Genomic DNA, 26,710 nt, shown 5'->3' with positions numbered 1-26,710 from the left:
TTACACCTTCTCTTTCACATTCTTACCAAGGATACCTGCAGGTCGAACAATCAGAATCAAAAGCAAGATTCCATATACGATAGCATCACGGAAATCAGACATACCGAAGGCAGTAGCAAATGTTTCCAACAAGCCAATCACAAATCCCCCTAGAGCTGCACCAGGAATAATCCCGATACCACCGAGTACGGCCGCAACGAATGATTTTAGACCTGGAGTCACACCCATCAAAGGTTCAAGAGAGTTGTAGTAAAGGGCAATGAGGACACCTGCTGCACCAGCAAGGGCTGAACCCAAAGCAAAGGTAAAGCTGATTGTACGATTTACATTAATTCCCATCAATTGAGCTGCGTCACTATCAACTGATACTGCACGCATGGCTTTCCCCATTTTTGTTTTTTGGACGATCAATTGCAATAAAACCATCAACAGCACAGAAACTGCTAAAATCATCAATTGAACATTTGTCAAGCTAATTGGTCCCAAGTCAAAGCGGACTGTTTCAATTGCTTGAGGGAAGGCACGAGTATTGGCACCTACTAGATAAACCATTCCGTATTCCAGTAGGAAAGACACTCCGATGGCAGTAATCAATACAGCAATACGTGTAGAGTGTCGTAAAGGACGGTATGCAAGAAACTCAATCACAACACCAAGTAGTGCGGTTCCTGCCATTGAAATAATTAAAGCTAAAAAGAAATCCATTTGGAAAGAATTAATCAAAAAGTAACCAATAAAGGCACCCATCATGTAAATATCGCCATGGGCGAAGTTGATGAGTTTGATAATTCCATAAACCATGGTATAACCCAGAGCCAAAAGTGCATAAACACTACCCAGAATTAGACCATTCACAAGTTGTTGGAGCATAGCATTCACTCTTTTCTATCGTTATTTTTTAGAAAATTTCATTATTTTCACAAGTTCATAAACACCGAAACAGGGAGTGAGTCAAAGGCTCATTCCCCATTTCAATTACTATTCTAATGTTATGGTTTTACAACTTCTGCTTCTTCAACTTTACCATTGTTCATGGTCATCATGTAAGCAGTTTTCACTGTATTGTGGTCAGCATCAAAGCTTGTTTGACCAGTTACACCATCAAAATCTTTGGTTTTAGCAAGGTTGTCCTTGATCTCACTTGAGTTTTTAGCACCTTTTGCAGCATTTGCTACTAGGTAAACTGAGTCATAGGCTAAAGCTGAGAATGTTGAAGGCTCTTCGTTGTATTTAGCACGGTATGCTTCAAGGAAAGATTTAGCTTTTGCAGAAACATCAACAGTGGTTGAGAATCCAGAGATGAAGTAAATGTTTGATGCTCTTTCAGCAGTTGCTTGTTGAACAAATTCTTCACCGTTAAATCCATCTCCACCAACGATTGGTTTATCAATTCCCATACCACGAGCTTGGTTTACAATTTTACCAGCTTCTGTGTAGTAACCTGGAACTACGATAGCGTCAAACTCTTTCCCTTTCATTTTAGTAAGGGCTGCTTGGAAGTCAGTATCACCTGCTACAAACGTTTCATCTGCTACAATCTCACCCTTGTAGGCTTCGCGGAAAGATTTAGCAATACCTTTAGCATAGTCACTAGCATTGTCAGTATAAAGAACAACCTTCTTAGCATTTAATTTGTTTGTTACATAGTTAGAAATAATCTTCCCTTGGAAGCTATCTTGGAATGTTCCGATAAATAGGTAATCTTGACCTTTAGTCAAACCGTCTTGAGTAGCACTTGGTGAAATCAATGGCACTCCAGCTTTAGTAGCGTTAGCTACAGCTGCAGCAGTTGCACCAGATGTCGCAGGTCCTACAATAGCTGCTACTTTTGATTGGGTAACAAGGTTTGTTGTAACAGAAGCTGCTTCAGCAGTTTCTGACTTGTTGTCTTTGTCTACAACTTCGATTTGTTTTCCATCAATTCCACCTGCAGCGTTGATTTCGTCTACAGCAAGTTGGGCACCTTTTTGTTCAGCTGTACCGTAAGCTGCCACAGCACCTGTCTCTTCAAAGTTAAAACCGATTTTAATTGTTTTTTCGTCTACTGGATTTCCAGTTGTGTTTGACGCTCCTGACTTGACCTCTCCACAGGCAGCAAGAAGAGCCACACTAGCAAGAGCCACAAAAGATAGGGCAAATTTTTTCTTCATTTTTAATCTCCTTATAGTTGTTTCAAAAATTGTATGTTAAGAATATACCGAATTATCAGAAAATTGTCAATGTATTTGTTTAACTTTTTTAAATGATAACGTTTTCTTCGGTTCGATAGAGATTCCCAACGAAGGGAGTTTCTAGCTCTTGAATATGGCAACGTCTAATTTTCTTGATATATCTTTCCTTACCTAATCTCTCAACTAAGTCATCTAGCTCCTCAGTTGGAACATAGAGTTGCAAGTAACGATGTTTTTTGGAATGGTAACAGATATCACCGTATTCCTGAATTTTTTTTGCATCTCGATTATAGTAGAGATAGATGATTAATCCTGATCGATTTGTTTTTTCAAACATGAGGAATCCTCTTTCTAAGAAATCTTCTCCTATTATATCAAAAAAAGCAAACTCCGTCGAGTTTGCTTTCTAGGTTGCTTAGCTTAAAGAATTATTGGCCATGATTTCATCAATAAAGCCATATTCAAGTGTTTCTTGGGCACTCATCCAGTAATCACGTTCTGCATCTGCATGAATTTGCTCGACTGATTTACCAGAGTTATCTGCAAGGATTTGCTCCAAAGTCTTACGAGTTTTAAGCAAGTGCTCTGCAGCGATTGCCATATCGGTTTGTTGGGTACCACCACCTGTACCACCCATTGGTTGGTGAATCATGTACTCTGCATTTGGAAGCATGAAACGTTTGCCTTTTGCGCCACTTGATGCAATGACAGTCCCCATGGATGCAGCCATCCCCATAACGATTGTTTGGACATCTGCCTTGATAAAGTTCATGGTATCAACGATTGCCAAACCAGCTGAAACAGAGCCCCCAGGTGTGTTGACATAAAGATAAATATCTTTTGTACTATCTTGGGCATCCAAGAAAAGTAATTGGGCGATAACGGAGTTGGCCATGTTGTCTTCAACTGGACCTGTTAGCATGATGATGCGGTCTTTCAGAAGGCGAGAGTAAATGTCATAGGAACGTTCTCCACGGCTTGTTTGTTCAATAACTACAGGAATCATTCATTTCTCCTTTTATGTTGAATTTTCTTAGTCTTACGACTCAATACAGAACTATTATATCTTTTTGGTCAAAAAAGGTCAAATTTTTGCTCTATTCTCTAAACAGAAACAAAAACTCAACCTCCTTTCAAGTTAAAAACGAACTTCTAGTTTCACTATTTACTTTGGGATTTTATTTAGTACCGAACAAGCGGTCTCCAGCATCTCCAAGACCTGGAACGATATAACCGTGTTCGTTCAAGCGTTCATCCAAGGCTGCTGTAAAGATTTCTACATCTGGGTGTGCTTCTTGAAGAGCTTTCACACCTTCTGGAGCAGATACTAGGCAGACAAACTTGATATTTGAAGCACCACGTTTTTTAAGGGAATCTACTGCCAAGATTGCTGAGCCACCAGTTGCCAACATTGGATCAACAACAAAGATTTGACGTTGGTCAATATCCTCAGGCAATTTCACCAAGTATTCAACTGGTTGAAGGGTTTCTTCATCACGGTACATACCAATATGACCAACTTTAGCTGCTGGAACCAAGCTCAAGAGGCCATCTACCATCCCGATACCTGCACGCAAGATTGGGACAATCGCCAATTTTTTACCAGCCAATTGTTTTTGAACGGTCTTTGTGATAGGTGTTTCGATTTCCACGTCTTCAAGTGGAAGATCACGAAGTACTTCATATCCCATCAACATTGCAATCTCATCTACTAGCTCACGAAAAGCTTTTGTAGAAGTGTCTGTACGACGCAAGATAGACAATTTGTGTTGAATGAGTGGATGATTAATGACTTCAATTTTTCCCATTTTCTGAGTTCCTTCTTTCAATTTATTCTTCTTATTATATCAAAAAACGGTTTAAAAAGCTTCCTAAACTATTTATTTTAATTAATTTTTAAATCAAATCTGCCTCTTGAAGAGCTGCCTGAACAGTCTCTAATGGTAAATGGGTCAACTCGGTGCCTTTTTCTTGATAAAGGTACTGGGCATAGTCATCCATTCGGTACTGGTTGATATAAACCACGCGCTTACAACCAACTTGTAGCAATTGTTTGGTGCAGTTCAGACAAGGGAAATGGGTCACATAGGCTGTAAATCCTCTGGGAACCCCTCGCTCAGCCCCTTGGAGAATAGCATTAACCTCGGCGTGAAGGGTTCGAACACAGTGACCTTCAATGACCAGACATTCATGGTCAATACAGTGTTCCGTTCCTGATACGGAACCATTGTAGCCTGTTGAAATGACTTTATTGTCCTTAACGAGGACAGCTCCCACCTTGGCACGTTTGCAGGTCGAACGATTGGCAATCAGTAAAGCCTGGGCTGCAAAGTACTCATCCCAAGCCAGTCTTTTTTCTGTCATAAGTCTTCTCCTTTTCCTCTATTTTTTGAAAAATGGCAAGCGTAAATCTGCAATCTTTTCAGCCGGAACCTTCATGCCATCCTTGATCCATTTGAGCAGAACCGATACGATGGCAGAACTCCAAAAGGAATGAAGGTAGCTGCTAACGCCTTTTGACTTTCCGTGGTATTTTTCTAGAAATTCCTGCATGGCTTGGACAAAAATCTTTTCCAAATGGTAGTCCAGAGCAAGTTGGATAACTTTGGCTTCTTTCTTGGCTGCGCGGAAAAGGTGTACCCAGACTAGATAAAGGTCTGTTTTAACATCGTAGTGGCTCAACTGTTCCATAATGTTATGGACACTGCGTTTAAAAACACTTTCCAAAATCTCTTCTTTGGAGTCATAGTTACGATAGAAGGCAGCACGAGAGACGCCCGCCCGTTTGACCAGCTCCGAAATGCTGATCTTGGCCAAGTCTTTTTTCTCTAGAAGTTGCAAAAGAGCCGTCTCGATTGCTTCTCTGGTTAAAAAATTGGATTCTTGATTTGATTTTCTGAGATTTTCAAGAGATTTTTCAGATATTTTACGTTCAGACATAACAATTTCTTTCTACTTGTGACAACAGAGAGGTGGTACTTTTGTTTCAAGGGCTTTCATGATATAATTGTAAAAAAAGACAGAACCTTTGTCAATGTATAAGTGACAAAGATGGAGAATTTCTATGACTTGGAAGATTGTAGCTGACTCTGGTTGTGATTATCGTCAACTGGCAACTCCTGCTATCGATACTGAATTTGTGAGTGTTCCTTTAACCATTCAAGTAGCTGATCAGGTCTTTATCGATGATGCCAATCTTGACATTGACCACATGATGAAAACCATGTATGCGACTTCTGAGGCTTCAAAATCAGCCTGTCCTAGCCCTGATGATTACTTACGTGCATTTGAAGGTGCTAAGCATATCTTTGTCGTTACCATTACTGGTACTCTTTCAGGTAGCCATAATAGTGCACAGCTCGCTAAGAATATCTATCTGGAAGAACACCATGACACTCAGATTCATGTAATCGATACTTTGTCTGCAGGTGGTGAAGTTGACTTGATTGTCGAGAAAATCAATAGCTTGATTGATCAAGGACTTTCTTATGAGGAAATTGTTGAAGCTATCACAGCCTACCAAGAAAAAACGAAGTTGCTCTTTGTCCTTGCTAAAGTCGATAACTTGGTCAAAAATGGTCGTTTGAGTAAGCTTATCGGTACTGTCGTTGGCCTTCTCAACATCCGTATGGTTGGGGAAGCAAGTGAAACTGGAACCCTAGAACTGCTCCAAAAAGCTCGTGGACCCAAAAAATCCCTTCAAGCAGCCTATGAAGAACTCATCAAGGCTGGTTATGCTGGTGGCCGTATCGTCATGGCTCATCGCAGCAATGATAAATTCTGTCAGCAATTGTCAGAACGCTTGCTGGAAACATTCCCACAAGCTGAAATTAAGATTCTTCCAACATCTGGTCTCTGCAGTTTTTATGCAGAAGATGGCGGTTTGTTGATGGGATATGAAATTAACTAAGATTATGAGCAACAAGAGATGCCAAGCATCTCTTATTTTTTATGGTACAATAGAGCTATGAAACATTTTGATACTATTGTCATTGGTGGGGGACCTGCTGGCATGATGGCTACGATTTCCAGTAGCTTTTATGGTCAGAAAACTCTTCTCATCGAAAAAAATCGGAAACTTGGAAAAAAATTAGCTGGGACTGGTGGGGGACGTTGCAATGTGACTAACAACGGAACTCTAGATGACCTACTAGCTGGCATCCCTGGGAACGGACGCTTTCTTTACAGTGTCTTTTCCCAGTTTGATAACCACGATATCATCAACTTTTTCACGGAAAACGGTGTTAAACTAAAGGTTGAGGACCACGGCCGTGTCTTTCCTGCTAGCGACAAATCTCGGACCATTATCGAAGCCTTGGAGAAGAAAATCATTGAACTTGGCGGGCAAATTGCTACTCAAACAGAGATTGTTTCGGTTAAAAAGATAGACGACCAGTTCGTCCTCAAGTCCGCAGACCAAAGCTTCACTTGTGATAAACTCATTGTCACAACTGGTGGAAAATCCTATCCTTCGACTGGTTCGACTGGTTTTGGACATGAGATCGCCCGTCATTTTAAACACTCCATTACTGAGCTTGAGGCTGCTGAGAGTCCTTTGTTGACTGATTTCCCCCATAAGGCCTTGCAGGGAATTTCACTGGACGATGTGACCCTAAGCTACGGCAAGCATGTCATCACTCATGATTTGCTTTTTACCCACTTTGGTTTGTCAGGTCCTGCTGCCCTACGCATGTCTAGCTTTGTCAAGGGCGGAGAGGTTCTCTCACTCGATGTCTTGCCTCAACTTTCTGAGAGCGACTTGTTGGCATTTCTAGAGGAAAATCGAGAAAAATTCTTGAAAAATGCTTTAAAAACTTTGTTGCCAGAACGTTTAGCAGAGTTCTTTGTGCAAGGCTATCCTGACAAAGTTAAACAGCTAACTGAAAAAGAACGCGAGCAACTTGTCCAATCTATCAAGGCTCTCAAAATTCCTGTGACTGGTAAAATGTCATTGGCTAAGTCCTTTGTTACTAAAGGAGGCGTCAGTCTTAAGGAAATCAATCCCAAAACTCTGGAAAGTAAGCTCGTTCCTGGTCTCCACTTTGCTGGCGAGGTACTGGATATCAATGCCCACACGGGTGGCTTTAACATTACTTCTGCCCTCTGCACCGGCTGGGTGGCAGGCTCCAATCCAATAAATACCAAGTAAGAAAGGAAGTCCTTTGGAACATATTATTTTACTGAGAGGCGTTACTCCTAATGGAAAAAATGCTATCCCGAAAATGTCTTATTTGATAGATATTTTGACAGAAGCTGGTTTTCAACACGTTCGAACCTATATTCAAAGTGGGAATATCATTCTTGAGAGTGACTCAGATTTAGAAGAAATACGAGAACGCGTTCATACTTTGATAAAGGAAAAAATTGGGGCCGACTTAAAAATGGTTATCAAGAATAAGAACGATTTTGAAAAGATTGTTCATGAGAATCCATTTAAAGAAGACTATCTTCATGATCGTGTGCATGTAATTCTTTATCAAGGACTTATCCAAAGTCTGCCACTAGAAAAATTGAAAACTGACTACGGCGAGGAAGAAATCTGTGTAGGCGATTACTGTCTCTACCTCTATCTTCCTAGAACTGCAAAACAAAAAAAGCTCAATACTAACTATCTTGAAAAATTGTTTGGCGTGGTTCTGACCATGCGAAAGTTAAACGTCGTGGAAAAGTTACTAACAAAATAGGAAAAACAATATGAACAGGCGAGAATTAGTCGAATTTGTCAATATGTGTATGATTCAAAACGGAGACAAGGTGCTGGTCCAAGACAGAGTTAGCCCTGACTGGCCTGGTATTACTTTTCCTGGCGGGCATGTTGAACGTGGCGAATCCTTTGTCGAAGCTGTCATTCGTGAAGTGAAAGAAGAAACTGGACTAACTATTTCAAAACCCCAACTCTGTGGTATTAAAGACTGGTATGACGACGAGGATTATCGTTATGTCGTCCTATTTTACAAGACCGAACACTTTACTGGTGAGCTACAATCTTCAGACGAAGGAAAGGTATGGTGGGAAGAGTTTGAAAATCTCTCTCAACTAAAACTGGCAACCGATGATATGTCTGATATGCTTCGTGTTTTTTTGGAAGATGATCTCAGTGAATTCTTTTACTACAAAGACGGTGACGACTGGCTTTATGACTTGAAGTAAAAAATAGGCTAGGAAATTCCTAGCCTATTTATTCTGCATTTGTCTGAACGTAAATAGCAATGACATCTGATGTGTATTGAGCTGTTCCAGGTCCAAATTTGTCAATGTTTTCCTTAAACTCTGGGTTGTAGACGTATCCTTTACCGATATGGCCGAAGACTTCAATAGAGCAGTCAAATCCATAAGTACGAATAGCTTGCCAGAGTTTAGCTGCCTCTTCTTGGTTTTCAGCTGCTGTTGCAGGCAGACCATCTTGAAGATTTTGAGCCAAGGCTTGAAAGACTTGGTTAAAGGCGGCCGTAGACTCGTCTTCGCGACCTTTTTGGCGCTCAAGAGCTTGGTCCATGACTTCTTGTCCATATTTCTCTACCGCCTCTTGGTGGTATTTTTGATGATCTTGATAGCTAAATCCAGTGAATTTTTCCTCAATCGTCATTTTTATTTCTCCTTTTTGTTCTTGAATGGTTTTTTGCAAGGTGGAAATCAAGGTATCCAGGTGTTTCCTTTCTCGAGTTAGATAATCCAACTGCCTAGTCAAATGGGGCAATAAATCTGTCCTTTCTTCCTTTAACAGCTCTGCTATTTTTTCTAAAGAAAAGCCTAGATATTTGTAGTACAGAATGACCTGAAGTCGTTCCAAATCCTCCTGACTATAGGTTCGATAGCCGTTTTCCGACTTTAAGGGAACCAAGAGCCCTATCTTATCGTAGTGATGCAGAGTCTTAACAGAGACACCTGAAAGCTGCGCAGCTTCTTTTATATGATACATGATTTCCTCCTTATACTCAATGAAAATCAAAGAGCAAACTAGGAAGCTAGCCGCAAGCTGTACTTGAGTACGGTAAGGCGACGCTGACGTTGTTTGAATTTGATTTTCGAAGAGTATTACATTGATAGTATAACCCCTCCCCCTAGGTCAGAGTCAAGCGTTTTTACGAAAAATTTTTAACTTTTTGAGAAAGGTGTGAAAACTTGAAAATGGTTTTCTTGACAGACCTTAGAAAACATGATAGGATAGTCAAGTCTATCAATCAAACAGAAGGCTCATAAAGAGCCATTGAGAGAGGGCTATTTGACAACTCAAGTAGCCTTTTCTTATTTTAAAAAACGAGATCGGAGTTCAACTATGTCAGAAAAATCGCAATGGGGCTCGAAACTAGGCTTTATCCTAGCATCTGCTGGTTCAGCCATCGGACTTGGAGCCGTTTGGAAATTTCCCTACATGACTGCTGCTAATGGCGGTGGAGGCTTTTTACTAGTCTTTCTTATTTCTACCATTTTAATCGGTTTCCCGCTCCTGCTTGCTGAGTTTGCCCTTGGCCGTAGTGCTGGCGTTTCCGCTATCAAAACCTTTGGAAAACTAGGCAAGAATAACAAGTACAACTTTATCGGTTGGATTGGTGCCTTTGCCCTCTTTATCCTCCTCTCCTTTTACAGTGTCATCGGAGGTTGGATTCTAGTCTATCTAGGAATTGAGTTTGGGAAATTGTTCCAGCTTGGCGGTACGGGTGATTATGCTCAGTTATTTACTTCAATCATTTCAAATCCAGCCATTGCCCTAGGAGCTCAAGCAGCCTTTATCTTGTTGAATATCTTTATTGTATCACGTGGGGTTCAAAAAGGAATTGAAAGAGCCTCGAAAGTCATGATGCCTATGCTCTTTATCATCTTTGTCGTGATCATCGGGCGCTCGCTCAGCTTGCCAAACGCCATGGAAGGGGTTCTCTACTTCCTCAAACCAGACTTTTCAAAACTGACCAGCGCTGGTCTCCTCTATGCTCTGGGACAATCTTTCTTTGCCCTCTCACTAGGGGTTACAGCCATGCTGACCTATGCTTCCTACTTGGACAAGAAAACCAATCTGGTCCAGTCAGGGATTTCCATCGTAGCCATGAACATCTCGGTTTCCATCATGGCGGGACTAGCCATTTTCCCAGCCATGTCAGCTTTCAATATCCAGTCGGAAGGGGGACCAAGCCTGCTCTTTATCGTCTTGCCTCAACTCTTTGACAAGATGCCTTTTGGAACCATTTTCTACATCCTTTTCCTCTTGCTTTTCCTCTTTGCGACGGTCACTTCTTCTGTCGTTATGCTGGAAATCAATGTGGGCAATATCACCAATCAGGACAATCGCAAGCGTGCTAAATGGAGTGCTATTTTAGGAATCTTGACCTTTGTCTTTGGAATTCCTTCAGCTCTATCCTATGGGGTCATGGCGGATGTTCACATTTTTGGGAAGACCTTCTTTGATGCTATGGATTTCTTGGTTTCCAATCTCCTCATGCCATTTGGAGCTCTCTGCCTGTCACTTTTTACAGGCTACATCTTTAAGAAGGCTCATGCTAAGGAGGAACTCCATCTTGATGAAAGAGCATGGAAACAAGGACTTTTCCAAGTCTGGCTTTTCCTCCTTCGTTTCATCATTCCTATTATCATCATTGTGGTTTTTATCGCCCAATTTATGTAATCAAAAAGGACTTGAGTAGTAAACTCAGGCCCTTTCTTTTTTTATGGATGGCTAACAATCAATTCCAAACCTTGCCCTTCTAGGGTCCAAGCTTCAACATCACTTGGTAGGATAAAGTGGCTACCTTTTTGGATTGGATAGTTTTTCCCGTCAATAGTAAGCTGACCTTGACCAGCTAAGACACTAAACAAACTGTAGTCTGCTGTCTTTTTAAAGTCAACTTTTCCAGTGATTTCCCACTTGTAAACTGCGAAGAAGTCATTAGACACAAGGAGAGTGGAACGTAGATCATCTGCTTTGATAGTTACAGGACGGCTATTGGCAGGCTCTCCAATGTTTAAAACATCGATGGATTTTTCAAGGTGAAGTTCACGCAAGTTGCCCTTGTCGTCCTTGCGGTCAAAGTCATAAACACGGTAGGTGGTATCGCTAGACTGCTGGGTTTCAAGAATCAAGATACCCGCCCCGATAGCGTGCATGGTTCCGCTTGGTACATAGAAGAAATCTCCAGCTTTAACTGGAACTTTTGTCAGCAAGGTATCCCAGTTCTTGTCCTCGATTTGCTGGCGGAGTTCTTCTTTTGATTTGGCATTGTGGCCATAGATAATCTCTGAACCTTCGTCTGCTGCGATGATGTACCAACACTCTGTTTTCCCTAACTCGCCTTCGTGCTCTAGTCCATAGGTATCGTCTGGGTGAACTTGGACACTGAGCCAGTCGTTGGCATCGAGAATCTTGGTCAACAGTGGAAACACAGGTTCTGGACGGTTACCAAACAATTCACGGTGTTCCGCATACAAAGTAGCTAGGTCTGTTCCCTCAAAACGCCCATTAGCGACCTTTGAAACTCCATTTGGGTGGGCTGAAATAGCCCAGTATTCTCCGATTTTTTCACTTGGAATGTCGTAGCCAAACTCATCACGTAGCTTGGTTCCACCCCAGATTTTTTCTTGCATAACTGATTGTAAAAATAATGGTTCTGACATCTTGATCTCCTGTCTATTTTTCTCACTTCATTATAGCAAAAAGCCAGGTCTAATTGAACTCTTTTTCACATCTTATAAAGTAGGGAGAAGATTTTATAAAAATAGTGAACAAATGTGCTCTACTTAATACTTGCACCATTGCTGGCAATGACATCCTTGTACCAGTAGAAGGATTTCTTCTTGCTCCGTTTGAGACTTCCTTGACCTGCATTATCACGATCCACATAGATAAAACCATAACGCTTGTTCATTTCGCCTGTTCCAGCAGAAACCAGATCTATACAACCCCAAGTCGTATAACCAAGCAATTCAACGCCATCTTGGTAAATAGCATCTCGCATAGCCTTGATGTGGGCTTCTAGATAAGCAATCCGATAGTCATCTGCTACGTATCCATTTTCATCTGGCGTGTCCATAGCACCGAGGCCATTTTCTACGATGAACATAGGCTTTTGATAACGATCCCAGATAGCATTGAGGGTGATACGAAGCCCCAGTGGGTCAATCTGCCAACCCCATTCAGAGGATTCTAGATAAGGATTTTTGATAGAGGCAAAGACATTTCCAGCGGTCAGATTCGTCACTTCTGGATCGCCTGAGGCCACTCGACTCGCATAGTAAGAGAAGGAAACAAAATCAACAGTGTGATTCTTCAACAAATCCAAATCCTCTGCCGTCATTTCAATTTCTATCCCCTCACGCTCCCACTGTTTCTTGGCATAGTTTGGGTATTCCCCACGCGCTTGGACGTCAATGAAGAAGTAACTCTTACGGTCTTCCTCCATAGCTGCCCAGTAGTCTCTCGGATGGGCAGTGTTGGGATAGTATTGTCCTGCTGCCAACATACATCCCACCTTGTTTTCTGGATCAATTTCGTGAGCAATTTTAGTCGCCATAGCCGAGGCTACCAGCTCATGGTGGGCTGCTTGGTATTTGATCTGTTCTTGATTTTCTCCTTCTTCAAAACAAATCCCAGCTCCTAAAAAGGGGGCATGCAGAATCATATTGATTTCGTTGAAGGTGAGCCAGTACTTGACCAAGCCCTTGTAACGGGTAAAGAGGGTGTGACAGAGATTTGCGTAAAAGTCCAACATACGACGATTGCGCCAACCACCGTACTCCCTAATTAAGTGCATGGGGCAATCGAAATGCGTGATGGTCACCAGTGGTTCAATTCCATACTTGTGGCATTCCTTAAATAAATCCTCATAAAAAGCTAGACCAACTTCATTTGGCTCTGCTTCGTCACCTTGAGGAAAAATCCGAGTCCAAGCAATGGAAAGTCGATAGGTTTTAAATCCCATTTCTGCAAAAAGCGCAATATCTTCCTTGTAATGATGGTACATATCAATGGCTTCCTTTGCTGGGTAAAAATAGCCCTCCTCAAACGAAAACATCTTTTTCTGACCTGTAATAATAGCCTCACGGTCTGGACCAATCGGTACCACATCCACATTAGCAAGACCACGGCCATCTTGATTATAAGCACCCTCACATTGATTAGCTGCCGTAGCACCACCCCAGAGGAATCCTTCTGGAAATTGTAGTATTTCTGTCATCACTTTACCTCGATTGATTTATTACTTCTATTATACTAAAAAGGAGGCAAAAAGTTTGGAACCCTCTGGATAATAATAGCACTAAACTTACTTTTATATATACGAAAAAAAGACTGAAACCAGTCTTCTTTTTAAATCAAAGCTGTGATAGCCGTTACTAGGCCAAAAACGATACCTGGTGCATTAGCAGCCGCAAGTGGAATATCTCTTTCTTTCTTGAAAAGACCGTAGTAAACCCAGAGACTACAGTTGATGGCTGCAACCAAGGGCTGGATAAAGTTCCCTTTTTGACCAGCCAGGTTGTTCATAATTTGTGGGAAGTAAGACACATACATCATAACAGACATAAAGGTCGCTACCCAACCTAAAATTTTCATTTGTTTTTCAGACATTTTCAAAACCTCTTTCATTTTTACTGAATCTTATTTTAAAATATTCTTTCAAAACAATCAAGTCTTTAAAACTTTTGTTATAAAGATATAAACTATCACAATCTTGTTATAAGAAAGAGGGAACAGAAAAAAGACCGAATTGCTCCGTTCTGTTTACTCAATCAAATATTAGAAAATGAATACTCCTTTTCAATGAATCGATTGATTGATGGTAAATAAGCCGTTAGAAATTATTGACAGTATCGAAATTTTCTAGTAAAATGAATTTTGTTAATACCTAAATGGTGTGTAGTTTTCTATCAACATAGTCAGGAGAAAAGGAACTTATGCTAAAAAAATTTAATGAATTGTCACTGAAAGATAAGGCTTATCTAATTGGCGGTTTGAGCTTATTAGTCATTGTGATCTCATTTGGTCTACTCAATCGTCAAACAGTAACTGTCAGTCTTGTCTTTACACAACTATCTGCTCCCTTGATTTTGGTGATTTTTACTTGTCTAGTAATCGGGATCATTGCTGGTAGTGCTATTGGTATTAGCTATCACCATAACAAGACTCAAGATCTGAGAAGCCGCATTGCTGAAGCAGAAGCGACTATCAATATAAAAGACAGGGAGCTTGTCCAGTACGAGGAACAGGTGCAACAATTAAAACAGGAAGCCAAACAATAAGTGTAGAAATCATAACCACCCGTGAAAACGGGTGGTTTTTTGTCTCGCACCTAACGGAGCGAGACGGACTGAAAGTCGCATAAATACAAAAAAGATCGAATTGCTCCGATCTTTTTAAGTTTCACTCCAAGAATGTTTAGATAAAAAATTTGATAATAGAATTACCTACTTCATACGATAAAAATCAATCACTAGACCAGCAGGCCCTTTAACTAATAAGGACTCTGTTCCCCAATCCGTTTCACAAAGACCGTGTAAAATCTCGACACCGATCTCTTTTAACCGTTGGTAATTCTGATTTAGATCCTCAATCTCAATATGAAGAATGATTCCTGACTGAAAATCTTCCAAAGGAATCAAATGATTTTGGGACAACATCAGACAGTGACTGCCAATCGTAAACTGAGCAAAACTGTCATCAACATAATCGGACTTTTTATCCAAAATACGCTCCAAGTCAGCACAGACTTGTGGAACATCTGAAACGATAATATCTAATTGATTTAAATTCATTTACTATACTCCATAAAAAGACCGGATTGCTCCGATCTTTTTAAGTTCCACGAAGGAATTATTTAATTGCGCGTGATTGCAAACCTTCTTCTTCCAAGAAGAGACGGAATGGTACGAGTTCTTCTGCTTCGTATTTTTCCTTGAAGGCTTTGATTGCTTCTTCTGAGTGAAGTTTTGGATCCAATTCAAGTACTTCTACTGGAAGTGGACGGTGTTCAGTGATGCGAGCATCGATAACAACAGTTTTACCTTCTTTGCTCAATTTAACAGCTTCTGCAACAACTGCATCGATGTCTTCGATACGGTCAACTGTAAATCCAACAGCTCCTTGAGCTTCAGCGATTTTCGCATAGTCAGCATTAGGGAAGTCACAACCAAACAAGTGTTTGTTTGTGTCTTCGTATTTGTCCTTGATGAAGGCATATTTACCATTTGAGAAGACAACGTTGATAACTGGAAGGTCGTATTGAACGTTTGTGATAACGTCTGGGTAGCACATGTTGAATGCACCGTCACCCATGATGTTCCATACTTGGCGATCTGGATTGTCTTTCTTAGCAGCAATACCACCAGGAAGGGCAATACCCATTGTCGCAAAGAGTGGAGATGTACGCCACATGTTCTTAGGTGTCATGTGAAGGTGACGAGTAGATGTTTGAGTAGTGTCACCTACGTCGATTGAGTAGATAGCGTCTTGATCAGCATGTTTGTTGATTGCATTGTAAACTTGGTACAATTGCAATTCACCCTCAGTTTTACCTTCGAGTTTGTTCATGTAATCACGCCAGTTTTGGTTGTTCTTCACGTTTGCACGCCACCATGGAGTTGATTCAACTGGGTTCACTTTGTCAAGGATTGCTTTCGCTGCTTGACCTGCATCACCAAGAATAGAAGCATCAAGGGCATGTCGTTTACCAAGTTTGTAAGGGTCGATATCGACTTGGATGAATTTTTCAGTGTTCTTGAAGGCTTCGTAAACTTCAGCAAATGGGAAGTTTGAACCAAGGAAAAGAACTGTGTCTGCTTCAAAGACCACTTCGTTGGCTGGTTTCCAACCAACACGGTAAGCAGAACCTGTCAAACCTTCGTAGTTCCATTCGAACGCTTCGAAGTTTTTACCAGTTGTGATGATTGGCGCTTTGATTTTACGTGACAATTCAGTGATTACTTCACCAGCTTTAACACCACCGTAACCAGCGTAGATAACTGGACGTTCAGCGTTGTTCAAAATTTCAACAGCTTTGTCGATTTCAACTTCGTTCAAAGCAGGAGCGATGAATGAACGCTCGTATGAACCTGAACCGTAGTATGAGTTTTCGTCGATTTCTTGGAAACCAAAGTTTACTGGAATTTCAACGACAGCTGGACCTTTTTTAGAAACGGCAGCACGGCAAGCTTCGTCAATCACTTTTGGCAATTGCTCTGCGTAAGCTACACGTTTGTTGTAAACAGCGATACCGTTGTACATTGGGTTTTGGTTCAATTCTTGGAAGGCATCCATGTTCAATTCGTTAACTGGACGTGATCCAAGGATAGCAAGGAATGGAGTGTTATCCATAGCTGCATCGTAAACACCATTGATCAAGTGAGTTGCACCAGGTCCACCTGAACCAACTGCAACACCGATAGATCCGCCAAATTTAGCCTGCATAACCGCTGCAAGAGCACCTGTTTCTTCGTGGCGAACTTGCAAGAAACGGATATCTTTGTCTTCAGCCAAAGCGTCCATAAGTGAGCTGAGTGTTCCTGATGGGATACCGTAGATAGTGTCTACACCCCATGTTTTCAATACGTTGAGCATTGCTGCAGATGCAGTAATTTTCCCTTGAGTCATAATGATAACTCTCCTTCAAATATTTTTAAAACTTGATAAATCCGTTTTCATATACTAATTGGAAACGTTTCAGCAAATTTTTACTCTACTACTTTACCACATTTGTTTTGGGTCTCCTAAGAATGTGCTCAGAAGTTTTTATTCTCTATTACAGTACAGTTTGAAAACGTTTTATACAACTGTTTTATAATAAAAAGCGAGCAAGCTCGCTTTTAGTCTATTTTACTAAAGTTTAGCATGAGTGAACTGGTTAAAACAGATACAGAACTAAAAGCCATGGCTAGACCAGCCAGTTCTGGATTGAGAACGAGACCAATTCCTGAAAAGACTCCTGCTGCAATCGGAATACCAATGAGGTTATAGATAGAAGCCCAGAAAAGATTGAGTAGAATACGATTAAAGGTCTTCTTACTCATATCAAAAGCACGTGCCAATCCTAGTAAATTGTTGGTTGTAAGGACAAGATCTGCTGATTCAATGGCAATATCTGTTCCAGCTCCCATAGCAATCCCCACATCCGCTACACTAAGGGCTGGCGCATCATTGATACCATCTCCGATAAAGGCTACTTTACCAGCCTGTTGAAGTTGATGGATTTCATGCGCTTTTTCTTCTGGCAAAACACCAGCAATGACCTCTTCGATACCAATCTGGTCTGCAATAGCTCGCGCCACTCCAGCATTATCTCCTGTCAACATCACTGTTCGGAGACCACGTTTTTTCAGCTGACTGATGGCAAGCTTGGCATTTTCTTTGGGAATATCTTGCAGGGCAAGCAAGCCTTTGATTTCATTGTCAACAGCCAAGTACACAACTGTCTTAGCTTCTTTTTCCAGTTCTTCTAGTTTTTCCTGATAAGCGCTCGAAATATCCATGCCATCTAGCATTTTAGCATTTCCAAGCAAGACTTGTTTCCCATTGATTTGCCCTGAAACACCTTTTCCGTGTAGGGCTTGGAAATTTTCTACAGGTTGAAGCTCAAGTCCTGCTTCACTCGCTCGCTTGATAATAGCTTGAGCCAGTGGGTGTTGAGAGGCTTCTTCCAAAGAGGCAGCTAAGCCAAGTACTTCTGTCTCGTCGCCAATGATATCAGTGACCACTGGTTTTCCTTCCGTCAAAGTTCCTGTTTTATCAAAGACGAGAGTTTGGACTTTCTGGATTTCCTGTAGGACGGTTCCATTTTTTAGGAGAACCCCCATCTTGGCACTCCGCCCTGTTCCTACCATGAGGGCTGTTGGTGTTGCAAGACCTAGGGCACAAGGGCAAGCGATAATCAAAACTGCCACACCATAAAGTAGAGAGGTCACAAAACTAGCCCCAAGTAAGACAAACCAAATCCAAAAAGTCAAAATCGCTAAAATGACAACTGCTGGGACAAAAATTCCTGAAATCTTATCCGTCAAATCCTGAATCGGTGCACGGCTGGTCTGGGCTTTCTTCACAAAGTCCACAATCTGAGCCAAGACAGTCTCTGAACCAACTTTTTCTGCTTTAAAAACCAGTGTTCCACTATTATTGATAGTGGAGCCAATCACAGTATCTCCAACTGTTTTGTCTACCGGCAGGCTCTCACCTGTCACCATGGATTCATCAATACTGGAGACACCTTCGACAACAACACCATCAACCGCGATCTTTTCACCGGGACGCACTCGAATCAGGTCACCTACCTTGACTTGCTCCAAGGGAACTTGGACATAGCTATCCTCACGCAAGACTTCTGCTGTTTTAGCCTGCAAATCTAGTAATTTCTCCACAGCTTGAGAAGTGTTTTTTCGCATTTTTTCCTCAAAAACCGCCCCCAAAAGAACGAAGAAGAGGATAAATCCAGCACTTTCAAAGTAAACAGGGAGACCAGCAAAGAGAGCAACTAGACTATAGAGATAGGCTACTAGGGTTCCCAGTGCCACCAAGGTATCCATGTTGGCATTGTGCTTTTTAAAACTAGCCCAAGCACTTTGGATATAAGGACCACCGGCCACTAGCATGATAGGCGTCGTGGCTAAAAAGGTGCCCCAATGCATGACTGGATGACTGATAGTCCCTGTCAACATCCCAATCATGAGAATAACTAGCGGCACAGTAAAGATACTGGTAATCCAAAAACGTTGCAAAAGTGACAAAGATTTTCGCGTCTTCTCAACTACGATATAACTCCCCTTTTGCATCTTCATGCCACATGAAAATTCATGTTGCCCCAACTCTTGAGGCGTAAAACGAATTGTCTTCTCCTCGTCCACGCCGATTGGTTCCAAGATACCTTCTTCTTCAAAAAGGATTTCTTTGTAACAGTTTGATGGCGTCACACGATGAAAAGTTATCTCAGCCGGAATCCCTTTTTGAAGCTGAATATGAGCTGGATGATAGCCTTTTTCAGCTCGGATACGGATTTTTTGAATGCCATTTTCTAGGCTTGCTTTCACAATTTCTGTCATAGTCTCCTCCTACTCTACAATCATCTTGCCGTGCATCATGTTCATACCACATGCAAAGCCAAACTCTCCAGTCTGCTCAGGTGTGATTTCCACTACATACTCTTCACCCATAGGAAGATCCGCATGCACACCAAAATCTGGAAAGACGATCTGATCTAGACAGGGTGAAGGGTCCTTGCGGTCAAAGACAATGCGGGCTGGCACTGATTTTTTAAGAATAATCAACTCAGGCGTATAGCCCCCCATGACTTCCACTCGGATCTCTTGGTAACCCTTTTTTTGCTGGGCCTTTTGTCCAGATTTTTCAGGCTTTTTGAAAAACCAAAACAAGATAAACGCGATAAGGGCAATACAAATAATGGTTACAATACTATTTAACATGACGTCTCCTTTACATACAATTACATCTTACTTCTGTTACAGCGCTTGATTTCTTCTTAGAAATCACAGCTTCTAAGTCTTCCAAGTCAGCCAAAGTGAAATCACATTCCACAATCAAATCAGCCAACAAGTTCTTAATCCTACGAGAACAAACCTTGTCTTTGATATCTTGGACAAGCAAGTCTCGACTCTGGTCCAGAGTTAAAAGGGCTGAATAGACAAAGAACTTGCCTTCTTTTTTCCTTGTCAGACACTCTTTCTCAACTAAACGAGCCAAAAGAGTTTGAATGGTCGACTTGGACCAGTCGAACCGCTCCGCCAGAACCCTGATCAAATCCGTACTGGTCTGCTCTCCTTGCATCCAAATAATCTTCATGACCTGCCATTCTGCATCTGAAATCTGCATCATCACACCTCCTAAATCTACATTTGTCGATTACAGTTATTAGTATACTCTCAAAATCTACATTTGTCAACTATAATTTTTATTATTTTTTCGAAAAATAGAATTCTAATCCTGTAACGAGAGATTTGCAGTCAAATTTCACTATATAAACTATAAAAATATGCTATACTGTAGAAAAAAGAAAACAACCACTAGGGGTGCGTAAAGCTGAGATTAACGACTGTTATATCCCTTTGACTCAATCTAGGTAATGCTAGCTGATGGAAGTGGAAATGATAATGAGGACTAGCTAGTCTTCTATTGCTTTCCTCAAACAGACTAGCTTGTTCTTGAGAATACAAACTTCAGTTGGTTGGGAGGTTTTAGATGACTTATTTACCCGTTGCTCTATCCATTGCAGGAACTGACCCTAGTGGCGGTGCTGGCATTATGGCTGATTTGAAGTCATTCCAAGCGAGAGATGTCTATGGAATGGCCGTTGTCACCAGCCTTGTCGCTCAAAATACCAGAGGTGTTCAATTAATCGAGCACGTCTCCAACCAAATGCTGGAAGCTCAATTGGAGAGTGTCTTTTCGGATATCAAACCTCAGGCTGTGAAAACTGGTATGTTGGCAACTACTGAGATCATGGAGATCATCCAACCCTACCTTAAAAAGCTGGATTGTCCCTATGTGCTGGACCCTGTTATGGTCGCTACAAGTGGGGACACCCTGATAGATACTAGTGCGAGAAGCTACCTAAAAACAAACTTGCTTCCCCTTGCTACCATCATCACCCCCAATCTTCCTGAGGCAGAAGAGATTGTTGGTTTTTCAATCCATGATCCAGAAGACATGCAACGTGCTGGTCGCCTGATTTTAAAAGAATTTGGCCCTCAGTCTGTAGTTATCAAAGGTGGTCATCTTGAAGGTGGTGCTAAGGATTTCCTCTTTACCAAAGAGGAGCAATTTGTCTGGAAAAGTCCACGAATTCAAACCTGTCACACCCATGGTACTGGATGTACTTTTGCTGCAGTGATTACGGCTGAACTAGCCAAGGGAAAAACCCTTTATCAAGCAGTCGATAAAGCCAAGGCCTTTATCACAAAAGCCATCCAAGACGCACCTCAACTCGGTCATGGTTCTGGCCCAGTCAACCATACAAGTTTTAAAGATTAAGAAAAACTCTCTAGTTCCCACTTTAAGGGAATTAGAGAGTTTTTGATTAGGAAATCATGTCATCCAGCTTTGTTAAAAAAGCTTGCGTTTTTGCCTCAATATCTTCTGCCTGCATCAAATCACGGACAACGGCAACCCCTGCTATGCCAGTGCCAATAAGCTGGTCAATATTCTCTGACGTCAAGCCTCCGATAGCAACCACTGGAATGGCGACCGTTTGGCAAATGGTTTTCAAGGTTGAAATCAAGGTGATAGGTGCATTTTCTTTAGTAGTTGTCGGGAAAATAGCTCCTGTTCCCAAGTAATCCGCACCTCCTTCTTCTGCCTCGAGGGCTCTTTTTACTGTTTTAGCTGTGACACCGAGGATTTTGTCAGGACCCAAGACTTGGCGGGCAACCGAAACTGGTAGTTCATCGTCTCCGATATGTAGACCTGCAGCATCAACCGCAAGACAAACATCCAATCGATCATCGATAATTAAGGGGACCTGATAGGCATCGGTTATTTCCTTGACTTGTTTTGCCAGTTGATAGTATTGGTTGGTTGTGAGATTTTTTTCTCGTAGTTGGATAATGGTAACACCTGAACGGCAGGCCGTCTCAACTTTTTCAAGAAAGTTTTCCAAGGAATCTTGGTAGCGATTGGTTACTAGATATAGTCTAAGTGCTTCTCTATTCATAAATATCTCCTTTGATGGCTTTTAGCCAATTTTCATCTCTTTTTAGAAGAGAGAGCTGATTGAGAACTTGGTAACGAAATTCTTCCAATCCCATTCCTTGGACAAGAATTCTCTCAGCAGCGATATTGAGATAAGAGACCGCTAGGCAAGAAGCTTCAAAGGCAGTCTTTCCTTGACTGAGAAAAACGGCTGTCAAGGCTCCAACCAGGTCTCCTGTCCCTGTTATCCAGTCCAATTCTGCACAGCCATTTCCCAATATTGCAACCTGATTCTCCGAAACAATGAGGTCCTTGGGTCCAGTGACTAAGAATGACATGCCAGGATAAAGCTGACACCAGTCTCTCAAGACTTGAAGCAAATCCTCAGTTTCTTGATCTTTAGCACTAGCATCGACCCCGACTCCGTGGTGTTTTAAACCAACAAGACTTCGGATTTCTGACATATTTCCTTTAAGGACTGTGGGCTTGTATTCTAAAAGATCTCTAACTAGTCCCTTACGAATGGGAGATGCTGCTACGCCAACCGCATCTACTACCATTGGGAGACAAGCTTGAGCTGCATAAGAAGCTGCCATACGGATTGCTTTCTCCTTCTCAGCTGACAAATGCCCCAAATTGATGAAGAGAGCTTGACTTTGTTTGGTAAAATCAAGGACCTCACGGGGATCATCTGCCATGACAGGTTTAGATCCCAGAGCCAAAATGCCATTGGCCAGCATCTCGCAGGAAATCTCATTGGTGATGCAGTGAATTAAGGAGCTGGAGGTTAGAGGAAAGGGATTTGTAAATTCCTGCATCAGTCTATCCTTTCACCAAAGAAATATCCTTGTACTTTTTTAAAGAATTCCTGCTTGATTAAAAATCGAAAGGCAAGAAAAGCTATGGCTGTACCGATCAAGGTTGCTCCGAAAAATCGAGGAGTGTAGATAAACCAGCTGAGCTTGGCCGCAGATCCCGTAAAGAGAACCATGACAGGATAGGAAACAATAGAACCGATAATCCCTGTTCCCAAGATTTCTCCTAGGGCAGAATAATGAAATTTTCGACCGTACTTATAAAAGAGACCTGCAAGGAGGGCTCCAAAAGTAGCTCCTGTGAGGGCCAAGGGCGGAATACCTTGAGTAGACATACGGATAAAGGCTGTGACTGTAGCCATGACCAAGGCATAAACAGGCCCCATCAAGATTCCTGCAAGAATGTTGACTACACTGGACATCGGTGCCATCCCTTCAATTCGAAAGATGGGCGTAAGAACTACGTCAAGGGCAATCATCATGGATAAAATGGTTAATTTGTGAACTTGTAGTTGGTGGTTTCTCATTTTCTATTTCTTCTCTTATTCTAAGGATTGCAAATCACTCGTCCAGGTTTGATGTTGGTAAGCCATCTCCCAAAACTTAGCTTCCATGTGGACACTTCGGTGGAAGGCCTCTAGCATTTTTTGTTTGTCTGTCTCGTTGCTTTCGCGATAGAGCTGATTGACCAGGGCTTCTTCCTCTTTAATCTGCTGTTCTAACTCATCGGTGATATAGGTCTCAATCCACTGTTGATAAAGAGGATTCGGGGATGGTTTGCGATTAAGTGCCTTGCCCAAATCATGGTATAACCAAGGACATGGAAGCAAACTAGCAAAAGCAATGCCCAAGTTTGGCTCTGCAAACTGGCGATAAATATGAGAAATGTAATGATAACAGGTTGGAGCGATTGGATGTTGCTCCATTTCCTGGTCGCTGATTCCTAATTCCATGAAAAATTGTTGGCGGATAAACAACTCACCCTCCACTAGACTCTGGGCATTTTGTTTCAAGAGTCTTTTCATCTCTTGGTTTGAAGTCTTATCAGCCAAGAGGTGATAGGCTTCTGAAAAAGACTTCAGGTAGTAGGCATCCTGAATCAGGTAATAGCGGAAAATAGAAGGTTCTAAATTCCCCTCTTGTAACTGTAAAACAAAGGGGTGATGAAAGGAAGCCTGCCAAGCTTCCTTGGATAATTCCATCGCAATATCTGTAAATTCCATAATAACTCCTTTATAGAAATAGGCTGGTTTGAAGCAATAAAAAGAAAAGTAGGTAGATCAATTTTGTCCTCTGAGAAATATAAAAAGTCCGATAACTATTCTCCAACTGTGCATGCTCGTCATATCCATGCGCAGATAGAGCTCTCAGGTAAAGATGGCGCCACCTAAAGACTGTCATCAGAACCTTACTGTAAATCAGGGGAGACCAAACATGCAATTTTTGACCACGCAATAAGCAAGCTTCCTTGAGGGACTTGATTTCTTGTTGAATGAGGGGAAAGGCATTGAATACCACAATTAAGGCATAGGCCCAAGACCGTGATAACCCCTTTTGAGCCAAGTACAAGAGAAGCTCTTTTAAGGAAATACTGGAAACAAAGACAAGACCGATACAAACCGTCACAAAGGCCCTCGTTCCAAGTATCACTGCCTGCGAAGCATCCCCATGTAACTGTACTGCCCAGTAGTTGGCAAAGGATGGTAAGATGGCGAGCACAAGCATCCAAGCCAACAATTTAAATCGACGGTAGTAGAGCATGAAGAGAATGCAAAATGCGACTACTGAAAGATTAAGAGCAATCGAAGGAATGAAAGATGTTTCCAAGGATAAAATTAGAAAGAAGAGACCGATTATCGGTGTCTGGGTTGCTACTTTGACCATACTACTTCACCTCCCCTTGAGTATTGATACTCCGAGATGTGAGAGGTTTGCTGATGGTCACGTCTTTAATATGACGGAGACCCTCACTAGTCATCTCAATCCAATAATCGACCACAGAAATCAAGGGATCTAAACGATGGCTAATGATCAAAAAACTTCTCCCTTGATTTCTGTCCTCCAGAATCCACTGACAAAAATAGGCGCAGGCTCTATTATCTAAACCAGCAAAAGGTTCATCTAGTAAAATCACAGAAGCCTTGCTGGTCAAGATGGTCAAGAGCTGAAGAATCTTTTGTTGGCCACCACTTAATTGATAGGGACTCTTATCAAGCGCCTGCTCCAGATCAAAATATCGTAAAGCTTGTAGAATCCGCTGATTTCTTTCCGAGTCTGAGCTATCTAATTGAAGTTCCTCTCTCAGACTGACTCGGATAAATTGCTTCTCAGCTTCCTGAACGACACCCGTCAGGTCACGATACAGACTCTTTTTCTTTTTTAGGACCGAACCCTTCCAAGTAATGCGCCCTCTATACTTTTGAAATTGAAGAATGGAACGAAAGAGGGTTGATTTCCCAACACCATTATCACCTAGGATACAGGAAATTCCTTGGTAAAACGTGAAATCAGCAATCGAAAAGAGGGGACGATTACCCAGCTCACAAGTCACACGATCCATATGGAATAGTTCTAGGCTAGAGGCAACTTCCTTTGAAGCAACCTGTGTCATCTCAGAGGTAGGGATTTGAAACACTTCCCTCAGTTGCCCGTCTCTTAGCTCCACCATATGGTCAATGTAGGCTCCATAGTCTGATAAATCATGGTCACACAGGATGACTGTCTTCCCATTAGAGGCCAATTCCTTTAGAATCTCTAGGATCTCTATCCTACTTTTGCGGTCAATAGAAGCAAAGGGCTCATCCAAGAGATAGACCCTAGGATTCATGGCAAATAGAACAGCCAGCGCAGCCTTTTGCTTTTCCCCACCTGATAAGTGATGGATGGGACGGTGCAAGATTGCCTCGCAGCGACATTGCTGGACCACCTCGGCTATTTTAGAATCAATCTCCTGAACGGGATGGCCGATATTTTCCAAGGTAAAAATCAGCTCCTCAAACAAGTTCTCCATGGTAAATTGATGATTGGGATTTTGAAAGAGAATGCCAACCGTCTGGACACGTTCGACGATAGAAAGCTGACTGACCTGGTTTCCATCTATCAGGACTTGACCACTATAGGGCAAGGAAGTGACCTGGGCAATGATTTGAAAGAGACTGGATTTTCCTGAACCACTGCTCCCAACTAACAAGGTAAAAGCTTGCGCGTGAAAAGTAAAATCAATCGGCTCCGAAAAGATTGGGGACTGAATCTCCCGTAGTTCCAGCCCCATCTACGCCTTTCCTCCAGCCGCAAACTGATGATAGAGTTTGACAATGGCACGAACCAAGATGGCACAGAAGAAAAAGACGGAAATAAAACGCACCACAAGCAAGGAAAGGACAAAAGGAAGGGAAAAGGCGTAGTAACCTAACTTAATGTATTCATAGACAAAGCTAAAAAGCGTAATCCCAATACTATTAGCAGTTAGAGAGAGCCAACTTTCATAGCGATTCTTGGTTACGAGAAAACCAAATTCACTTCCCAAGCCTTGAACCAAGCCAGACAAAAGAGCGCCTAGGCCGAATTGGCTACCATAAAGGACTTCAGCAAGCGCAGCGAGCACTTCTCCAATCGTTGCACTTCCGATTCTTGGAACAAAGATAGCCGCAATGGGCGCAGCCATACACCAGAGACCAAAGAGGATTTCATTGGCAAAGGCCTGCAAACCAAGAGGGGCCAAGATTAGGGTGAGGATATCAAATAGATAACCCGAACCCACAAAAACGCCACCAAAAAAGATAGACAAGAAAGCAAGCAAGATAACATCTTTTAACTGCCATTTTTTCAACATAAAAAACTCCTTTTTTAAAGAAAAGTGGGGCATTCAAGGAGAGCTACCGAAAAGCTCGTCGTCAGGCCTATCCTCTTTTGATAAACAAAAAAACTCCAATTACAAACGAGAATTAGAGTTTAGCTTACAAGATTAGACAGTTCTTTTCGACATACGAAAAAAACCTTTTCACATTTCCCTTCGCCAGTCTTAACTGTATCAGGTTCAATGGGTATCATCTCAGCCTAAAGCACCCCAAATGTCTTTATTATTTAATTACTGGACCAGTATAACAGAATTTGAA

General features: G+C 41.8%; 30 protein-coding genes and 2 riboswitches. Of the genes, 7 read left to right on the top strand and 23 right to left on the bottom strand.

The genetic code is table 11. From position 1 onward, the window contains the following. From GMD5S_RS0202390 to GMD5S_RS0202360, 7 genes are all read right to left on the bottom strand, one after another. Positions 1-870 (bottom strand): branched-chain amino acid ABC transporter permease, encoded by an 870-nt coding sequence (locus GMD5S_RS0202390; protein WP_000941413.1) that lies wholly within the window; start codon positions 868-870, stop codon positions 1-3. 119 nt (positions 871-989) lie between these two features. Continuing rightward, complete coding sequence (locus GMD5S_RS0202385; protein WP_000726131.1) at positions 990-2,150, bottom strand: ABC transporter substrate-binding protein; 1,161 nt, start codon at positions 2,148-2,150, stop codon at positions 990-992. A gap of 88 nt (positions 2,151-2,238) precedes the next feature. Continuing rightward, a complete protein-coding gene (locus GMD5S_RS0202380; protein WP_000462101.1) occupies positions 2,239-2,508 on the bottom strand; it encodes a YlbG family protein in 270 nt (89 codons plus the stop codon). Between the two features lie 78 nt (positions 2,509-2,586). Next, entirely contained in the window at positions 2,587-3,177 is a 591-nt protein-coding gene (gene clpP, locus GMD5S_RS0202375) for an ATP-dependent Clp protease proteolytic subunit ClpP (RefSeq protein ID WP_000613467.1), read from the bottom strand. A 172-nt stretch (positions 3,178-3,349) separates the two neighbouring features. Then, entirely contained in the window at positions 3,350-3,979 is a 630-nt protein-coding gene (gene upp, locus GMD5S_RS0202370; protein ID WP_000515974.1) for a uracil phosphoribosyltransferase, read from the bottom strand. An 88-nt stretch (positions 3,980-4,067) separates the two neighbouring features. Further along, a complete protein-coding gene (locus tag GMD5S_RS0202365; RefSeq protein WP_000136993.1) occupies positions 4,068-4,535 on the bottom strand; it encodes a deoxycytidylate deaminase in 468 nt (155 codons plus the stop codon). 18 nt (positions 4,536-4,553) lie between these two features. Then, positions 4,554-5,111: a TetR/AcrR family transcriptional regulator gene (locus tag GMD5S_RS0202360; RefSeq protein WP_000003897.1), complete on the bottom strand. Its 558-nt coding sequence runs from the start codon at positions 5,109-5,111 to the stop codon at positions 4,554-4,556. Positions 5,112-5,235: 124 nt separating this feature from the next. On the opposite strand from GMD5S_RS0202360, the gene GMD5S_RS0202355 reads away from it, so the two are divergent. From GMD5S_RS0202355 to GMD5S_RS0202340, 4 genes are read left to right on the top strand one after another with little or no spacing between them, the layout of a single operon-like run. Next, the gene (locus GMD5S_RS0202355) at positions 5,236-6,081 is read left to right on the top strand and encodes a DegV family protein (protein ID WP_000219952.1); all 846 of its coding nucleotides are present in this window, start codon (positions 5,236-5,238) and stop codon (positions 6,079-6,081) included. Between the two features lie 57 nt (positions 6,082-6,138). After that, the gene (locus GMD5S_RS0202350; protein WP_025172600.1) at positions 6,139-7,320 is read left to right on the top strand and encodes an aminoacetone oxidase family FAD-binding enzyme; all 1,182 of its coding nucleotides are present in this window, start codon (positions 6,139-6,141) and stop codon (positions 7,318-7,320) included. 13 nt (positions 7,321-7,333) lie between these two features. Further along, entirely contained in the window at positions 7,334-7,855 is a 522-nt protein-coding gene (locus tag GMD5S_RS0202345) for a DUF1697 domain-containing protein (RefSeq protein WP_000400042.1), read from the top strand. A 10-nt stretch (positions 7,856-7,865) separates the two neighbouring features. After that, positions 7,866-8,321 carry an 8-oxo-dGTP diphosphatase gene (locus GMD5S_RS0202340; protein ID WP_001081769.1) on the top strand — a complete coding sequence of 152 codons (456 nt, stop codon included), beginning with the start codon at positions 7,866-7,868 and terminating at the stop codon, positions 8,319-8,321. A gap of 28 nt (positions 8,322-8,349) precedes the next feature. Here GMD5S_RS0202340 and GMD5S_RS0202335 read toward each other — a convergent pair whose 3' ends face one another. After that, positions 8,350-9,090 (bottom strand): MerR family transcriptional regulator, encoded by a 741-nt coding sequence (locus GMD5S_RS0202335; RefSeq protein WP_000274787.1) that lies wholly within the window; start codon positions 9,088-9,090, stop codon positions 8,350-8,352. 357 nt (positions 9,091-9,447) lie between these two features. Here GMD5S_RS0202335 and GMD5S_RS0202330 point away from each other — a divergent pair, with 357 nt between their 5' ends. Beyond that, positions 9,448-10,788 carry a sodium-dependent transporter gene (locus GMD5S_RS0202330; RefSeq protein WP_002874374.1) on the top strand — a complete coding sequence of 447 codons (1,341 nt, stop codon included), beginning with the start codon at positions 9,448-9,450 and terminating at the stop codon, positions 10,786-10,788. Positions 10,789-10,829: 41 nt separating this feature from the next. Here GMD5S_RS0202330 and manA read toward each other — a convergent pair whose 3' ends face one another. The 3 genes from manA to GMD5S_RS0202315 all read right to left on the bottom strand — a co-directional run bounded on the left by manA (position 10,830) and on the right by GMD5S_RS0202315 (position 13,725). Next, positions 10,830-11,774, bottom strand: a complete 945-nt coding sequence (gene manA / locus GMD5S_RS0202325) for a mannose-6-phosphate isomerase, class I (protein WP_001294299.1) — start codon at positions 11,772-11,774, stop codon at positions 10,830-10,832. 119 nt (positions 11,775-11,893) lie between these two features. Continuing rightward, the gene (locus GMD5S_RS0202320; RefSeq protein ID WP_000136073.1) at positions 11,894-13,333 is read right to left on the bottom strand and encodes a 6-phospho-beta-glucosidase; all 1,440 of its coding nucleotides are present in this window, start codon (positions 13,331-13,333) and stop codon (positions 11,894-11,896) included. A gap of 131 nt (positions 13,334-13,464) precedes the next feature. After that, complete coding sequence (locus GMD5S_RS0202315; RefSeq protein WP_001291473.1) at positions 13,465-13,725, bottom strand: SemiSWEET family transporter; 261 nt, start codon at positions 13,723-13,725, stop codon at positions 13,465-13,467. A gap of 326 nt (positions 13,726-14,051) precedes the next feature. Here GMD5S_RS0202315 and GMD5S_RS0202310 point away from each other — a divergent pair, with 326 nt between their 5' ends. After that, positions 14,052-14,396, top strand: coding sequence for a lipopolysaccharide assembly protein LapA domain-containing protein (locus GMD5S_RS0202310; RefSeq protein WP_000913393.1), 345 nt, complete (start codon positions 14,052-14,054; stop codon positions 14,394-14,396). A 165-nt stretch (positions 14,397-14,561) separates the two neighbouring features. Here the strand turns inward: GMD5S_RS0202310 and GMD5S_RS0202305 are convergent, their stop codons facing one another. The 5 genes from GMD5S_RS0202305 to GMD5S_RS0202285 form a co-directional block, all read right to left on the bottom strand. Next, the gene (locus GMD5S_RS0202305; protein WP_001052641.1) at positions 14,562-14,909 is read right to left on the bottom strand and encodes a VOC family protein; all 348 of its coding nucleotides are present in this window, start codon (positions 14,907-14,909) and stop codon (positions 14,562-14,564) included. Positions 14,910-14,967: 58 nt separating this feature from the next. Beyond that, positions 14,968-16,743 (bottom strand): pyruvate oxidase, encoded by a 1,776-nt coding sequence (gene spxB, locus GMD5S_RS0202300; protein WP_000191811.1) that lies wholly within the window; start codon positions 16,741-16,743, stop codon positions 14,968-14,970. Between the two features lie 212 nt (positions 16,744-16,955). Then, complete coding sequence (locus GMD5S_RS0202295; protein ID WP_000136320.1) at positions 16,956-19,178, bottom strand: heavy metal translocating P-type ATPase; 2,223 nt, start codon at positions 19,176-19,178, stop codon at positions 16,956-16,958. A 9-nt stretch (positions 19,179-19,187) separates the two neighbouring features. Then, positions 19,188-19,559 carry a cupredoxin domain-containing protein gene (locus GMD5S_RS0202290; protein ID WP_000935056.1) on the bottom strand — a complete coding sequence of 124 codons (372 nt, stop codon included), beginning with the start codon at positions 19,557-19,559 and terminating at the stop codon, positions 19,188-19,190. Positions 19,560-19,569: 10 nt separating this feature from the next. Beyond that, complete coding sequence (locus tag GMD5S_RS0202285; RefSeq protein ID WP_001167199.1) at positions 19,570-19,965, bottom strand: CopY/TcrY family copper transport repressor; 396 nt, start codon at positions 19,963-19,965, stop codon at positions 19,570-19,572. A gap of 183 nt (positions 19,966-20,148) precedes the next feature. Then, a riboswitch (TPP riboswitch) is annotated at positions 20,149-20,247 on the top strand. Positions 20,248-20,331: 84 nt separating this feature from the next. Here GMD5S_RS0202285 and thiD point away from each other — a divergent pair. Then, positions 20,332-21,123 carry a bifunctional hydroxymethylpyrimidine kinase/phosphomethylpyrimidine kinase gene (gene thiD / locus GMD5S_RS0202280; RefSeq protein ID WP_000221712.1) on the top strand — a complete coding sequence of 264 codons (792 nt, stop codon included), beginning with the start codon at positions 20,332-20,334 and terminating at the stop codon, positions 21,121-21,123. A gap of 46 nt (positions 21,124-21,169) precedes the next feature. Here thiD and thiE read toward each other — a convergent pair whose 3' ends face one another. Genes thiE through GMD5S_RS0202245 form a run of 7 tightly spaced genes read right to left on the bottom strand, consistent with a single transcriptional unit; the run spans position 21,170 to position 26,427 of the window. Continuing rightward, on the bottom strand, positions 21,170-21,802 hold the full coding sequence (thiE, locus tag GMD5S_RS0202275; protein WP_001078202.1) for a thiamine phosphate synthase: 633 nt from the start codon (positions 21,800-21,802) through the stop codon (positions 21,170-21,172). Beyond that, on the bottom strand, positions 21,795-22,598 hold the full coding sequence (locus GMD5S_RS0202270) for a hydroxyethylthiazole kinase (RefSeq protein ID WP_008292795.1): 804 nt from the start codon (positions 22,596-22,598) through the stop codon (positions 21,795-21,797). The genes thiE and GMD5S_RS0202270 overlap by 8 nt, the downstream gene beginning before the upstream one ends. Then, the gene (gene thiW, locus GMD5S_RS0202265) at positions 22,598-23,122 is read right to left on the bottom strand and encodes an energy coupling factor transporter S component ThiW (protein ID WP_001244055.1); all 525 of its coding nucleotides are present in this window, start codon (positions 23,120-23,122) and stop codon (positions 22,598-22,600) included. Before thiW ends, GMD5S_RS0202270 begins: the two co-directional genes overlap by 1 nt. 15 nt (positions 23,123-23,137) lie before the next feature. Next, a complete protein-coding gene (tenA, locus tag GMD5S_RS0202260) occupies positions 23,138-23,818 on the bottom strand; it encodes a thiaminase II (protein ID WP_000397195.1) in 681 nt (226 codons plus the stop codon). A gap of 10 nt (positions 23,819-23,828) precedes the next feature. Continuing rightward, positions 23,829-24,479, bottom strand: a complete 651-nt coding sequence (locus GMD5S_RS0202255; RefSeq protein WP_000241361.1) for an energy-coupling factor transporter transmembrane component T — start codon at positions 24,477-24,479, stop codon at positions 23,829-23,831. A 1-nt stretch (position 24,480) separates the two neighbouring features. Then, positions 24,481-25,866, bottom strand: a complete 1,386-nt coding sequence (locus GMD5S_RS0202250; RefSeq protein ID WP_000522132.1) for an ATP-binding cassette domain-containing protein — start codon at positions 25,864-25,866, stop codon at positions 24,481-24,483. Then, complete coding sequence (locus tag GMD5S_RS0202245; RefSeq protein ID WP_000915264.1) at positions 25,867-26,427, bottom strand: ECF transporter S component; 561 nt, start codon at positions 26,425-26,427, stop codon at positions 25,867-25,869. 158 nt (positions 26,428-26,585) lie between these two features. Further along, a riboswitch (TPP riboswitch) is annotated at positions 26,586-26,674 on the bottom strand. Between the last annotated feature and the right edge of the window lie 36 nt (positions 26,675-26,710).

The sequence above is a fragment of the Streptococcus sp. GMD5S genome (assembly GCF_000298715.2).
Taxonomy (GTDB): domain Bacteria; phylum Bacillota; class Bacilli; order Lactobacillales; family Streptococcaceae; genus Streptococcus.
The sequence above is the reverse complement of the archived record's forward strand: the minus strand, read 5'-3'. Positions and strand labels throughout refer to the sequence as shown.